The organism is Myroides sp. LJL116 (genome assembly GCF_054871685.1).
Genome location: NZ_JBTXLR010000005.1, coordinates 157684 through 173469 on the forward strand (window position 1 = coordinate 157684; position 15786 = coordinate 173469).

Annotated in this window: 7 protein-coding genes; 1 reads left to right on the top strand and 6 read right to left on the bottom strand. The window is 34.2% G+C overall.

Translation table 11 applies throughout. From position 1 onward, the window contains the following. Window positions 1-333 precede the first annotated feature (333 nt). Entirely contained in the window at window positions 334-639 is a 306-nt protein-coding gene (locus ACYSNM_RS06275) for a helix-turn-helix domain-containing protein (RefSeq protein WP_461756108.1), read from the top strand. A 460-nt stretch (window positions 640-1099) separates the two neighbouring features. Here the strand turns inward: ACYSNM_RS06275 and ACYSNM_RS06280 are convergent, their stop codons facing one another. The 6 genes from ACYSNM_RS06280 to ACYSNM_RS06305 all read right to left on the bottom strand — a co-directional run bounded on the left by ACYSNM_RS06280 (window position 1100) and on the right by ACYSNM_RS06305 (window position 15405). After that, complete coding sequence (locus ACYSNM_RS06280; RefSeq protein ID WP_461756109.1) at window positions 1100-3064, bottom strand: OmpA family protein; 1965 nt, start codon at window positions 3062-3064, stop codon at window positions 1100-1102. A gap of 17 nt (window positions 3065-3081) precedes the next feature. Further along, window positions 3082-4005, bottom strand: coding sequence for a PorP/SprF family type IX secretion system membrane protein (locus ACYSNM_RS06285; protein WP_461756110.1), 924 nt, complete (start codon window positions 4003-4005; stop codon window positions 3082-3084). A gap of 12 nt (window positions 4006-4017) precedes the next feature. Then, window positions 4018-5331: a gliding motility-associated C-terminal domain-containing protein gene (locus ACYSNM_RS06290; RefSeq protein ID WP_461756111.1), complete on the bottom strand. Its 1314-nt coding sequence runs from the start codon at window positions 5329-5331 to the stop codon at window positions 4018-4020. A 19-nt stretch (window positions 5332-5350) separates the two neighbouring features. After that, window positions 5351-5992: a hypothetical protein gene (locus ACYSNM_RS06295; protein ID WP_461756112.1), complete on the bottom strand. Its 642-nt coding sequence runs from the start codon at window positions 5990-5992 to the stop codon at window positions 5351-5353. A gap of 90 nt (window positions 5993-6082) precedes the next feature. Next, entirely contained in the window at window positions 6083-7438 is a 1356-nt protein-coding gene (locus tag ACYSNM_RS06300; RefSeq protein ID WP_461756113.1) for a hypothetical protein, read from the bottom strand. 32 nt (window positions 7439-7470) lie between these two features. Further along, window positions 7471-15405 (bottom strand): hypothetical protein, encoded by a 7935-nt coding sequence (locus ACYSNM_RS06305; protein ID WP_461756114.1) that lies wholly within the window; start codon window positions 15403-15405, stop codon window positions 7471-7473. Window positions 15406-15786 lie beyond the last annotated feature (381 nt).

Genomic DNA, 15786 nt, shown 5'->3' on the forward strand with positions numbered 1-15786 from the left:
GTTGTTGACTATCTTCTACCTCTTTTTAGGATGATTTAAACTAAAAATAACTGAGCCTTATGCCTCTCTATAGATATAGAACTACTAGAGCTATACAAAATATCCTTTTTTACTAGGTTTTTATTCATTATGGATCTCAATAGGATCGTACTTACTGTTATATTCTACTGTATTGTATTAGATATAATGGATACCTATCTACAATTCTACATAACTAAGTAGTAAAGGTTAATAGAGTTGCCCTAAAAAGAACTAATATTAATTATATTTACGTATCTTCACTACCATCATAGTATTAGTTATATAGTAAAAACAAACTTAAATACCACTATAATGTTACTTATCTCCCAATCTAAAGCACAAAGAAAGATCGTTGAAAATATACGAGAGAGACGATTACAAATGGAACTTACACAAGAAGGACTGTCGCAAAGATCAGGCGTTCCGCTATCTACTTTGAGAAAATTTGAACAAAAAGGGGGAATTTCGTTAGAATCCCTACTAAAAATACTTATGGTTGTTGGTGGATTAGAAGATATCATTAATGCTTTAAAACCAAAGCAACAACATTTTAAATCAATTGACCAAGTAATCAAAGCAGAAGAGAAACAAACTAGAAAACGTGGAAAAAGAAACTGAAATCACCAATAAAAAATATAGGTAGCTTTATTTGACTTGAGTTTAATATAATGCCCTTTACTTATATACAATAGAATAATCTATTTTGAATAGTAAACATTTTCTCTAGAAAGAAACTTAGAGATATCACCACAAAAACTCCCATTACTACCAGCTGTAATTGAGCTTTTCCAAAAGATAATTACCAAATCATTTCATAATGCTAAGGAAATAGATGAGATACACATTACAACCTTGCGTAACTCTTCTTACAAGGTACGATGACTCCTTCTATATAATAAGAGCAAACTTGCATGTTTATATTTGATTATTAATAGAAATATAGTTTCCCTACACCCTGCATAATAACCATTATCAAACAAGGCTAAACTACAGTTAGGACACTGCACCAAAAAAAAAGCCGATTCCCATAAAATGGAAACCGGCTTCTTAATCAATAAGCTTTATTTATTTAAATATATTAGATATCTAATATAATAAATTCACTTCTTCTGTTTTGTTGATGTAATTCTATAGAACAAGGTACGTTATTAGCACATTTATTAATTAATTGTGTTTCTCCGTAACCTTTACCTGAAATACGATCTTCTTCAATTCCGTTGTCTATCATCCACTTAATAGTAGATTTAGCACGGCGATCAGATAATTTAAGGTTGTACGCATCACTTCCACGGCTATCTGTGTGTGAACGAACATCTATTTTGATTTGAGGGTACATTTTTAATACCTCTACAACTTTAGCAAGTTCTACTGCAGCATCAGGGCGAATATTACTCTTATCGAAATCAAAGTAAATTGGATCTAAATCTAATTTCTTAAATAAGTCATCCTCTTTTTCAATCACTTCAACAATTGGTTCTAATCCTACGTTTAACTCATGAATATCGTTAAACACTTTTCCTAAAACAACTGCTTGCTCTGATACATGGTAGTCGGATGCTTCCACTTTTAAGCGGAATTTTTGATCACAGTCTAAAGCCATTGTCGTATAATTACCATCTTGATCACTTGTTAATGTTTCTAATACATTGTAAGTATTATCATACAGGGTAATTTGAGCATTAGGTATTCTTGCGTTTGTATTTTTATCGTAAACATATCCTTTGATCACTTGCTTACAATCTACCACTTGGAAGAAATAAATATCATCTCCTCCTAAGCCCTCTTCTCTATTAGAAGAAATAAAACCTTTACGGTTTTTAGGATCGATATAGAAAGCGAAATCATCCGATGCACTGTTAAGTGGCGCTCCTACGTTTACAACATTACCAAAACTACCATCAAAGTTAATCTTGGCCATAAATACATCTAAACCTCCCAATCCTGGGCGTCCATCGGTAGAGAAATATAAGAATCCATCCTCTGAAATGAATGGAAAGGTTTCTCTTCCTTCTGTATTTATTCTAGTTCCTAAGTTTTCTGGCTCAGAATACGTCCCATCAGAATTAATAGCTACTCTAAATAAATCTGAACTTCCAAAAGTTCCATCTCTATCTGAGGCAAAATACAACCAGTTTTCATCTGGTGAAAGCGCCGGGTGAGCTGTATTAAAACTATCTGAGTTAAAAGGAAGCTCTTCTACATTAACCCAAGAACCATTTTCCTGGTTTTTGGTAGCTTTGTATAGCTTTAATAAAATAGAATAATCTTCATTATGTCTCTTCTTTCCATTAACCACGTTATTACGGGTAAAGTACATTGTATTTCCATCTTTAGTAAAAGTAGCAGAAGCCTCATTTACCTTATCAATATACTCTACATCTAAGATTACAGGATCTGAAAAAGTTCCGTCACTTTGAATAGTAGTACTGTATAAACTAGTAAAGGCCTCATTGGTCCATTTATGCAATTTTCCATTTCGAGTTTGATCAGTAGCTCTTGCAGAAGCAAAAACTAAATCATTACCTGTAATACTAGCTCCGTAATCCGAATATTCCGTATTGATAGACAAAGGTTGTAACTCATAGCGTTGAACACGAGAGGTAATATCCTTTAAATAAGTAGTCTTATTGTCTTGGAATAAACGAGCTCTTTGGTCTCTTTTCTCTATCTCAGAGAACTTATCCATATAACTATCTGCTAGAGGGTAATCTTGCATACTTTTTAAAGTTTGCGAATAGCGATAGTAATATTCTGAAGGTAGTTCCTGATTAGTTTGGTTTGCAAAATCAAACAACTCTGCATACCACTTATTAGCATCTACGTATTTTCCATTAAAATAATAAGCATCGGCTAACTTGGTAAGAGTGTTTACACTCTTGAAACCTTTTTCTGCAATTTTCTCATAGATTTCGATAGCATTCACATACTCATAAAGTTCGAATCTGCTATCTCCTTGTTTTTCCTTACCATTTTGTGCAAAACCCACACTAGAAAGCAAAAACAGAGAAGTTACTGCAAAAATATTTTTTACTATTTTTCTCATTATTTTTCCTTTGTTTATTAGAAGAACCTAGGTGTATTAGTTCTCTTCTGGTGGTTAAATAATTCAAAACGCAACAAGAATTCATGAGATCCAGAATTATAATGTTTCAGTTTTGTTGTCTCTGCATCATAAGAATATCCTATGAATAAACTTTCGTTGATTTGAAATCCAGCCAATCCACTTACTGAACCACTTACACGGTAAGCAGCCCCAAGGGTGAATTTGTCCATAAATAAAGCATTTGCTGTTAAATCTAACTGTACAGGTGCCCCTTGGACAGCCTTAGCTAAAAATGCAGGCTTTAATTTAAACTGATCGTTGATTTCAAATACATACCCTCCCATTAAGTAAAAGTGCGCTTTTTGCTCCACAGTTAAATAATCATTGTCATCATATCTATCTGTTGATAAAATATGAGGAACAGATAATCCTAAATAAGACTTATCGTCATATAGGTATAAACCTGCTCCAATGTTTGGAGTAAACTTACTTTTAATATCAGGATATAAAGAAGGTTGATTGTAAATATATAAATCACTGTACTTTACGTCCAATAAGTTACCAGAAGCTTTAATACCAAAAGATAATTTATAGCGGTAACTGATATCAATTGCATAAGAAAGGTCTACTGCGAAAGTATTATCACTCATTACTCCAATCTTTTCATTACGAAAAGAAGCACCTAATCCCAATCCTGATCTTCCAATTGGTGTATTCATAGCAACAGATGCTGTTTTAGGAGCACCATCTAATCCTACCCATTGTGTTCTATAATGACCAAAAAAACTTAAACTCTGTCTAGTTCCAGCATAAGCAGGGTTAATACTAGTAGGGTTATACATATATTGGGTATACTGAGGGTCTTGTTGTGCTAAGGCATTAGATCCACTTATTGCAAACAAGCAGATTGCCATATTCTTTATTAATCTTGTAAAATTCATTCTCTGCTGTTTCTAATTGTTGTCTAATTGTAAATAACCTGCTTTTTTGATATTCTTACTACCTGAATCTGACGTATATTCATAGTTGATTACGTAGTAGTAAGTACCTGAAGGAAGTTTTGAACCTTTGTCTAAAGTAACCTTTCCATCAGAATAACCTCTAAACACATTACCATTGGAGTTATAATTAGTAGTTTGATATACTTTTGCTCCCCATCTATTGAAAATCTCAACACTATTATTTGGATAGCGCTCTATATTCTCAATTCTAAAATAGTCGTTATGCGTACCATCATTAGTAGATACTAAGTTATAAATAACTACACCACCATCTAGTATATGATCTGAATCAACAAGCCCTAGGGTAAAATAACCATAACCTTTAACCTCCGTTGGAGTAGTTACAGTCTTATTATCTAGATCAACAATACCACCTTCATTTATCCACATCTTTACAGCTGGATTCCAACGTAAAACAGCCAACTTCATTTCATTTGCTTTTGTTCCAATGAACTGTGTTGGTGTAGTACGCTCATCCCAAGTTAAACTAAGAACAATATCCGCTTTGTTTTTTTCTGAGTTTTCAATCAACCAATACTCTTTGGTATCTACTTCTAGTACAACTCCTTCTTTTTCGCTTCTTGAAGCAAAAATTTCAGGAGCATCTAAAAACCCATAATGTCCACCAAAAGCATCTTTAGTATCTCCTTTTGTCTCATGTGCAATCATAGCTGGACGGTGAATACTCACATCTCCTGTTCTAGTTGCTTGAGGCATTTCGCCTCCAAAAGGATAAGTAAAAGAAGTAGTACCTAATTTATCTACTCTACCTAAAACGTGTCCACCATCGTGAACATGCTTAATAGAAGAGCCATGTAAAAAAGTAAGACTTCCATTTGCTTCTTCTACTCTAACAATACCATCGGCGAATTGTGTCTCACCATGAATATCAATATCCGAAAGGATTTTGAATGCTTCCTTATCTGTAGTATTATTAAATTCTACGTGATTTAAAGTAATAGCATTTCCTTTAATATTCTGTAGGGTATTCCCTTTGAAATAAGTAGTTCCTTGAGGTGTATCTCCTTTATAATCGAAAAAGTCACCATTGTTCTCTACATCTTTAAAAACATGGAATTCACCATTGTTTCTAAAGTCAGCTCCTGGCTGATTCACAAAATTATATTTTGTAGAAAGCACACCATTAGGGCTAACGTAAAGTTGTCCTTTATTGCTTGTTACCTCATTAGGTTTTTGCACAGATTGAGCTACTGCCCCATAACTGCAGATACCTGCTAAAAGTAAAAGCGTTTTATAATTTATCATATCAAATCACTTTTAAAGGTTATGGTTTAACCACAAACACAATATTCATGATTGTTGCGTCTGTAGCAGCTGCTTTCACATTATAAGTCATTACACCTTCTTCTGTAATAGAAAGTACTTCAAAAACAGATGTATCAAAATCTGTTACATAGTAATAAAGATCTGTTGGGTTTTCGAAATAAGGAATAATACTTGGTGCTTTCTCACTTTTGAAATAGTTCTGAGGCTGTCCTACTACTTGCATTTTATTCTCTAAATCAAACTGTTTTTTATACTCTGCAAATAAATCAACTACTACATTTTGTTTATCCTCTGAAGTATCAAAAACAATACTTGGCATATAGAAAAACTTTACCGATTTATTATCTGTAGTAACCATCTGAGACCATTTAGACCCATCGTTATAGTAGAATCCAGGTACTACATCACCAGCTGTTACAGTGTTATATACTGTCATACCTTCCACGTGAGCTGCCAAAGGAGCTGCTTCAGTAGAAGACGTCAAAGCAACGCGAGGAAGTAAAAGTCCTTTATTAGTCTCTGAATCCAATTCCAAAATTGCGTTTGGATTAATATCCGGATTAGTTCCTCCAATTTTACTTTGAGCAAATCCTGCGCTAGTGATTAAAGCTAATGCTAATGTTAAATATAATTTTTTCATTGTTGAGTTTGTTTTATAAAAGTGCGAGCCTAAAGCTTGAGTAAAAAGGCTCGCACTAGTGAGTGTTTTATATTATTGTTCGTTTGTGTACTATGGCTGTACTGGATTAGGCATTGGCCCGATGATCATAGGAGGTACATTTGAACTAGTAAATTCAATGATTACCTTATATGTTCCAGCTGGTAAAGCTGTGAAGTGATTTCCAGTACCAAGGTTGAAACTAATTTTATTTTCAGCATCAACACTAACTTGAGTAACATTGTTAGCTACAATGTTTTTCCCATCTAATAAAGTTACAGACACTACTCCTGTTGCATTTGATTTAGCTGGTAAAGTAATTCCAGAAGTAACAGCAGAAGGAGCATCAGCTACAGCACCACCTACAGTTGTTTCTCCTAGGTATTTAAATACCCATTCACCATCAATTTGATCTCCTGTATTGATAATAGTAGTATTGTTGATTTTATCCCCTAACATATTTTTAATACGTTGGATGTTTCTTTCAATTAAATTCAAGATGAATGAGTCTGAAAGAATAATTTCAACTTTTTCTCCTTTTTCATTAATCGTGTAGAATACATCTGGTGAAGTAGGGTTATTATCATGGTCACCGTAATATACGTTACCACCTTCGTTTAACACATTTGTAATAGCATTCTTAACTTTTGTGTTATTTTCAATAGCTGTAACAATGTCTTGTGTCATGTTGATATACTCATCTTCACCTGCTTCGTTTAGGTATTGGTAGAATATCTCACCTGCTTTAACATTAGCAGCTACCGGAGCCTTTACTGTTTCATATGCTGGTAAAGTACCATCTGCAACAACAACTGAACGACCTAAATTAGTTTCTGTTTCAAAACCAGTAACTATTTCTTCAATGTTAATCTCGGTAGTTTCATACTTATTAGTAGTAGGATTAAAACTTACCTCATAAAACTTCTTAGTAGATTGGTCATAAACAACAGTTGTATGTGATTCCTTATCGCCTTCATCTGTACCCTCATTACCAGGGTTAGAAGGTAGAATGAAGTTAATTACAGCTTGAATATCTTTAATATCATTTGTGATATTAGTAATATCTCCACCAATACTTGTAATAGCTATGTCTAATTCAGCTCTACTTACAATACGATTCCATTTTTCATTTTCCCAGTAGTAAAAACCTACTAATATATCCGTTTCTGGATCTATCTTATCTGCGTCTTTAATTACAGCAGTTTTGTTAAAAACAAGTAAGCTTACTTGTTCCCCTCCAACAATAGGATTAGGCTTATTATATTGGTTTAAATCTTTAAGTTCTACTCTAGGGATTAAGATACCTTTAGTATCACTTACTATATCTAATTCCGCTGACAAAGCAGGATCGGGTGTACCGATTCCTACTTGAGCGTTAGCGAAATATACTGTTCCCAAAAGGGCTGCGATGATCGTTAATTTTTTCATTTGAGTTTTTATTTTGAATTATTGTTGTTTTTTTATTTTATTCTTTGAGTTACGTTTAAGTTTGATTTTACGTTAGAACGTTTAGCTATTTCTACTTCGATAATATCTCCGTAAGTATAACATGCTCTTATTCCTTCATATTTTATTTTATCGTCATCAAAACGAGGATCTTCAATGTTTGCTGCTAATACTGCACGGATACTTACTTTTTTACCGCTGAAATCTACTCCGTCAATTCTACCATTACGAGGAATATCCATTGTAAGTTTTCCAGTGTTCGCATCTACATTTGCAAAAGGAATTGCGATCCAAGTCTCTACACCAGCATCATCCACGTTTTTCATTTCCCAAGCTACAGTTGTAGCAGCTGAAACTTGTGGCATAACGTCTAAGGTAGTTTTAGTATCCCCACGGTGTACTTTCATTTCAAGTTTACCGTTAGTCTGCTCTAGTTTTTCACCATTTAATAAATAGTGATCAAATACTGGAGTTTCATTCACTTGAACATTTAAAGGTACTCTAGGACCAGCTTCACAACCATTACGGTAAGTCTGCACCCATAGAGTATGTTTTCCTACTGGTAAATCTCCTAAGTCAAATACTAAACCAGTATTTCCTCCAACGTCTTCTAAAGCTTCTCCTCCTACTTGCACTGTAAACACTTCAAAATGTGTACATCCATCCTCAGGAGTTAATTCTAATAGACCTTGGTGACAAACGTGTAATACATCCTCTGTTCCTTCATTTCCTTCCTTGAAAGTAGGTATTAAGCTTACATCATATATTTTAGTAAAATCACCTAAAACACCAACCACACTTCCATAAGCAATTTGTACTCTATCGAATGGCTCGTAAGATTGTCCTTCTCCTGTAGCTGATACAATTACTTTAACTCTATCCTCGTACCCTCCTAGAAGACCTAATAATCTTAATCCTAATACGTTTCCACCTACAGAAAGAGCTGGACCTACTTTTTCATCTCCTAAATACTTTTGAATAGTATACCCTTTAATTAATTCTAAACTAAGAACAGGGTTTAAAGGTGTTTCTAAAATAATTTGTAATTCGTCATTAGGTAAAGCTACTTGTTTGAATACTACCGTTAAACTAGCAGCATTTAGTACTGCTACCCCACGCGATATCATAGCGTACGAGTCCATGTCTGTATCCACAGCATTCCATGGAGTACTTACTGAAGCTGTTGCACTTGCAACTCCTAATCCTAAGTCTTTTACTCCGTGAAGAACATCTTGAATGTTACTTCTAGCTCCTGGAGTAACTGGACTACAGTTAATATCACCTTTTTGAGTGATATACACTCCGTACACTTTAGCGTTTTGAGCTACTCCAACTAATGAACCTTGAGAAATACGAATTCCTTTATAAGCCTGTGGTCCACTAAGTTTTCCTGGTACAAAAGTAAATTCTACAACGTTATCTGCTGCTAATAAATCTAATAATCCACCTTGAACAGGTTTGATTACTCCGATGTCTCTTCCTTTAGAGTCAACCCCTACTACAGAAAGACCACCTGCTAATACTAGTCCACTATACTCTTTTCCTAGTTTAATTGTAACTGGAGTACCAGCTGGAATTTCTTCATCAAACATGATAGTTTGCCAAGTTGTTCCAATACCTAATAATCCTAAACCAGTAGTAATTGTTGAGTATGTAGTAGGGTCAGGGTCAATAGCATTTGGTCTATTACTTACTCCTCCTGTTATAATACTACCCCATGATTGAGATGCTGTAGCATATTTTCTTACAGTTGTATCTGAACAAGCTGCAGAATCATAAACAATTACGATTACTTCTTCTAAAGCCTCACATCCATTTGCTACAGCATATGCATAGAAAGTATAAGTACCGTGACTATCGAACTTAACCTTACGGTTTCCATCCCCATCAGCGTCCAGAACGGAATATTGGCCATCTTTATCTAGTGCATACCAAACAACAGCAGCACCATTACTTGCTGTAGCTCTAGGTAAAGATATTTCAGTGTTTACATTAGTTATAATTTTTCTAATTTCTCTTCCATCTCCACCAATTTCAAAACTAATCGTTGGACGATCTTTTAGAGTAACTTCTACTGGATTAGATTCTTTTCCAACACAAACTCCTGGCGCTTCTGCTCTAACTGTATATATACCAGCTAAAGTAGTCTCTACTTCATGACTTGTCGAGAAAGGCTCATTACCGATTGTATTACCTTCTGCATCAAGAATCGGATCGTTGAATATTTCAACTTTTTCTCCGTTAAGGTACCAATGGTAGATTGTACCCGCTGGTCCTTCTGTTGCAGTTAAAGTAGCGCTAGCCCCTACACAAATAATAGCATCATCAGGCTTAACACTCAACACCGGCGCATCGGTTCCATCTAAAACTTTGACAACTACTTCTGCCTCATCGTCTGAGAAACAATACCCCTCAGCTTCGAAAGTTACATAGTAAGTAGTACTATCTAAAGGACTTACTTTAAAAGTGTCCCCTATATGTACTAATTCTTTTAAAGTTCCATTATTAATATACCATTTGAAAACAGGATTAACAAAAGTATTGGCAGCACTTGCTGTTAGTGTACGCTCTACTCCTGCACAAGCTTCTAGATAATCAAGTGTTATATCGAAATCTTTTATTGTAACTGGAGTACACTCTGTCGTAAACTTAAATTCAACAGATTCCGTTTTTTCACCTCCATCAATAGGAGAAGCATATTTAACTGTTGCTGTGTTAGCTAAAACACCATTTGTCGCCGTAGGAACTTCAAGTACTTCAGCTTTTACTATAAGATCAATAGTCTCTCCTGGTTGTAAAACAGCTATAGTAAAGATAACCTTATCTCCTTGTATCACTAGATTATCAGTCTCTAAAAGCTTAACGGTTACGTCATTTGTATCAGCAAAAACATCCTCAACTGTAAAGTGACGTATAGCTTTATTACTATTATTGGTAACTGAAATAGTATAAGTTAAAATATCTTCTTTCTCAACTATGTTTCCATTTTTATCGCTTTCCCCACGCTTAGCAATTTTTACACTGTCAGTAGGTTCAACATTAATAATAGTTCCTGGTTCTTTCGATGTATCCGGAGTAGAAGGATCAACTGTATTATCTACAGGTGGGAAACTTGGGTTTCCTGTTGTGTTAGTATTCGTACCAACAATTGCAATGTTTTTAATTGCATCTAATCCTTCTAAATTTGAATTTACTTTCACAGTAAAAGTAAAACTTTGTATATCTCCAATAGCTAAAGCACCATGATTAGCAAAAGAAACTGTTCTAGTTGCATTATCATAAAATCCTTCATTGGCACTACTTACATAAGTTGTTCCTGCTGGTAATACATCATGAACAAAGAAATTTGTGATATCCGCATTACCATCATTTCTAACATGAATAGTATAATTAACCAGTTCACCACCTTTTACTGAAGCGATACTTGCATCTTTTTCTTCACCTACTGTATAAGTTTTCCAAGAAGTAAATCTTTCTGATAATTCTTGACATGTACGAGACACATCATAGATTCTTAATGATGAAGAAACTCCTAATCCAACTAAACTGTTTAATGAAATTGCAATTCTATCATATTCATAACTTGGAGTAAATGGCAATACAACTCTACCTGAATTATTAATTAAATCAATAATGTTTATACCATTAACAATTCCATTTCCAAAATTCACTTTTGCAACTTGAGTATCACCATTATAAGCGATAATCTCAATTTTACCTAATAAATCTAAATCTATCAAACCATTAGAGGTAGTAAAGTCAATATTTACAACTTCGTTAGCTTTAGAAAGTGTGTTGAAATAAAACCATTGTGTTACTTTACTATCAACTCCTAAAGTTCCTATACTTATTTCTGAGTAGTTTGTAGAATTATCATCTATCGCACGCTCAGGATTTACAACTCCATGATTTGTTATTCCTTCAACTCCTAAAGAAATTCCTGAATATTCATAAGAAGTAGCAAAAACATCTTGACATTTATTATCGCTAGCTTCATAACACATAGAATAAATATTCATAGTGTTTGGAGAAGCTAAAAGCGGAATACCTGCTTTGGTTTTATCTGTAATACGAACAGACTTATAATCCCCTTTAGGAGTAATAGCAAGATATGTACGTCCTTCTTTATCAATCATAACGCGAATAATTCCACTCAATTTCTGAGTATCTGTTTCGCTACTATTACCATCTAAAATAACGTTACCATCTTCATCTTTCACTTCTACCGTAAAATAGTGATCACCTAATAGTAGTCCTTCTAATAAACCACTAACAAGACCACCTAAATTTCCTCCAAGTAAATTACCAAGTAAAGTTTCATCAATATCAAAACGAACATAAGAAGTCGTTCCACCTTTAACAACGTGATCGTACGCTAATTCTATTACACCTTCGTCTGCACCAATTCCTAAAAGAACACCTGCTCCACTTTGGATAGTTGCATATGCATCAAAATTATCATCAAGCACATTTAGAACATCACTTGCATTGTGGAAATCAACTAAGACATTCGCACAAACTGGATCTTCAAAAGGATGAGGACTATTAACCTCTGGGCAATTTACTCCCACACGTTTAACCTCGTATATATTTAAATCTGCACTCGTAGCAACATTTGCTAAACCATTTGCAACGATTTCAACTCTGTCATAAACTTCAGTAGTATCGAAAATAAAAGTTTGACTACCACCAGCTTTAAATAAACCTAAAAGATCGAATTCTTGGATAAGTCCTTGTTTTAGAGTAAAACTCTGTACTTCGGTATTACCCAAATAAGTAACTACCTTGTAAGCTCCTAATAAATTGAGATTTAAAATAGCTGCATTTCCAGGTTGTAATTTTACCTTTAATTGATCTCCTTCTAAAGAAGGTTGAGTAAAATAGAATGTTTGGAAAACGCTTGCTCCAACACCTAATGTTCCAGCAGTAATCTGAGAGTAACTAGAAGAGTTATTATCAATAGCGTAATAAGCATTGGTAACACCTGCACCTTGTAATACTCCAGTACCAGCACCTAAACCTAGACTTAATCCTCTTTGATCAAACGAAGTAAACTGAACTGGGAAACAAGAATCTAATCCTGCTTCAAAACACATATCATATACGTCTAATACGTTTACCCCTCCTGTTCCTAAGATTCCTAATGTCTGAGTAGATATTTTAACACTGGTATAACTATCAGTAGGAGTTACTGCCAAATAGAATCGCCCTTTAGTATCTTCTACTAAAGTAACTTTACCTTTTGAGTTTCCTACAAAACCGTCAGAACTTACTGCTTCTAAAACTTGCTCATCACCTTTATATGCTTCAACTGTAATAACGTGATCGCCTAATAATGCTCCACCTACTACACTTACTACCTTACCTAAAGTACCTGATAATAATGCATCTAAAACATCTTTTTCTGCATTAATACGTATGTAAGAAGTCTTATTGGCAGGTAGCGTACTACCAGTTGACATTTCAATCATCGAAGTAGTTGCTCCTAGATTAAGGATAGCACCATTCGAAGATACTAAAGATGCATAACTTTCATTATTACCATCCACTGCATTCCCTGGAAAATCAACATTTTCAAAATCAATTAATTCTCCTGCACATACAGGTACTTCAAAAGGTTTCTCTGTTGGCAATGGGATTTCGATCGCTGGGTCTGGACAAGCAGAACCAAAACGCTCTACCTCATATATTTGTATACCTCTCCCTAAAAGGTTTAATTCAGCTCCTTGATTAACGCGAATCTCAACTCTATCAAAAGAGTGGCCTGGTCCAAAACGAAGTGTTGTTTTTTTACCATTAGAAATTAAATCTAGTACATCTAAATTAGCAACTAGCCCACTAGTTAACGGTTTTCTATAAACTTCTTCTATGCCTTTATAAGCAAGAATTTCAATTCCACCTAAAAGATTTATATCTACACCCCCTTTTGGCATTTGCATTGTTATACTAAAAGTAGCATTAGGCTCTGAAGGTGTAGCAAAATCAAAACTCTGAGCTACACTCCCTAAAGCAGTTACATTCAATAATCCTCCTTGTGGTAGTACCGAGTAAGTCTCATCATCTCCATCAATAGCTGCTTCAAAATTATAATCAGTAGAACCTCCTAGTAAATTGATATTTAGTCCTGTTGAAATTAAAGAAGTAGATATTGGGCTTCCACATAAAGCTTCTGTTGTATTTATTTCTCTACACATGTCATAAACATCCATAGTAAAAACTCCTTCATCAGCACTTACATTTAATAACCCTGGGTTTACGCTATTAGTGATTTTCACACTATTATATTCAACAGTAGGAACTACTTTTAAATAGTAATAGCCTTCCTTGTCTTGTACAATGCTTACGCTACCTTGAGCAGCATCATCTCCACCGCCAAAAGCGTTACTACTTTTTCTACTTAGTACACTGTTATTATTACCATTTTTGTATGCATCTACTTGAAAATAATAATTTCCAACTAAAATAGAACCAAGATTATCACCAATTCCTCCTAAAATAGAACCTAGTAAGCTAGTTAATAATCTTTCATTAGTATCGATACGGATATAAGTAGGAGTATTCGCAGGAACCGTATGATCCCACGTCATATGAATCATTCCATTAACATCCTGACTACCGATTAATCCCAGAAGTTTTCCATTTGCTGCATATAAGGTAGCAGCACTCTTATTATTTCCATCAACTGCCCATGAAGCAAAATCAACATTCTCAGAATCAATTAAATCCTTTGCACAAGCTGGGTTTATAAATAAGCTATAATCATCACCTTGAGGCTTATTAATTAAAGGATTTTCACAACCAGATCCTTCTCCTCCATAACGCTCAACATCATAAATTTTCAAACCTTTACTTAATAGGTCAACATCTATTCCTCCATTAGCTTTAACTTCAATTCTATCAAAGCCTTTACCAGGAGCGAACACAATAGTTGCTTTTCCATTTGACTCCAAAAGTCCTAAAAGATCAATACCATTGATAAGACCACTAGCCAGTGACTTACTATATACTTTAATGTCACCATTATAAGCGTTCACTTCAATACCACCTAATAAATCTAAACTTAGAACTCCAGTGGTACCTAAACCTAATGTAATATTAAAACTTGCATCCGCATCAGATACATTAGGGTAATAAAACATTTGCGATAAGTTAACACCTAAATCTAAAGATAGTAAACCACTACTTTTCATAGTTGAATAGGTATCCATAGAATCACTACCTGAATCGATAGCATTTCCTAATTTCTGATTCCTAACATCTAATAAGCTTAATCCTAAACCTCCAGTTCCATCAAAACTTGTACCTATCGGCTTACCACACTCTACATCAACAGAGTTATCATAAGTAAAAACCCTTGCAACCGTAGCCTCATAAGTACTCAACGCTCCTATTACGGCAAGAGCTTTATTTTCAATTTTGATTTTTTGGTATGGTTGACTTGGTTTAATTGCTAAAATATTTTTTCCATTCCCATCTACGAATATTCTAGATTGACTACTAACAAACTTAGCATTACTAGAAGTGCTGAATACCTCAGTATTATTGTTAGTAAGAGCACTAACTTCGATGTTTTGGTTACCAAGTAGAATAGTTTCTACTAATTTTCCTAATGCATCTCCTAGGTTTCCACCTAATAGCATATCAAATAATCCTTGATCTCCATCGAGTTGTATGTAACTCCATTGGTTAGCAGGGATTTCATTATCAAATCTAGCTACTATATGACTATTGTACTTCCCTATTGCTAGTATTAATCCAGTTCCAGCTTTTAAAGTAACCACCTCGTCATTATCATCATTGATGTTGGTATGACCTTGTACACCTAGAGAGCTCTTACTTTCATACTTGGCTAAAACTTTTTCTTGCCCGTAAGAATAGACCAAAGGAATTAATAGCACAAAAAGCAGCATCACCCTTTGAAGAAGAGTGAAAATATTTTTTTGTTTCATTGTTGTCTGTTTATATTGTTGTTTGAGTGTTTGTTATATATACTAGCAAAAGACATAAATCACTAGATATATTTCTCTGTGAAGAACTTATGTATATGTCGTACGCTTTACTATAACTAATTTATGTGAGGTAAATTTAGCTTAGAGCATTTTATCCAATCTCTTACCTATTATTGAGTATAGCTACAAATTAGCTTAATAGGTTATACATAAAATTAGATAAAACGTAAATACAGTAGTCTTTACAGTTTGGTACTTAAAAGAGCCTTGCTTTTAAAATACCTAAGTGTGTACCATCTTAAGTTCTGGCCATGTGAGTTAGTTTTCTTTTCATATCGTTTTTTTATATTTATCTTAAAAATTTTTTAAACTATTTTATTC

Coding starts and splice junctions, on each gene's coding strand:
- ACYSNM_RS06305 (WP_461756114.1), bottom strand. CDS start 15,405: ATGAAACAAAAAAATATTTTCACTCTTCTTCAAAGGGTGATGCTGCTT.
- ACYSNM_RS06280 (WP_461756109.1), bottom strand. CDS start 3,064: ATGAGAAAAATAGTAAAAAATATTTTTGCAGTAACTTCTCTGTTTTTG.
- ACYSNM_RS06290 (WP_461756111.1), bottom strand. CDS start 5,331: ATGATAAATTATAAAACGCTTTTACTTTTAGCAGGTATCTGCAGTTAT.
- ACYSNM_RS06275 (WP_461756108.1), top strand. CDS start 334: ATGTTACTTATCTCCCAATCTAAAGCACAAAGAAAGATCGTTGAAAAT.
- ACYSNM_RS06295 (WP_461756112.1), bottom strand. CDS start 5,992: ATGAAAAAATTATATTTAACATTAGCATTAGCTTTAATCACTAGCGCA.
- ACYSNM_RS06300 (WP_461756113.1), bottom strand. CDS start 7,438: ATGAAAAAATTAACGATCATCGCAGCCCTTTTGGGAACAGTATATTTC.
- ACYSNM_RS06285 (WP_461756110.1), bottom strand. CDS start 4,005: ATGAATTTTACAAGATTAATAAAGAATATGGCAATCTGCTTGTTTGCA.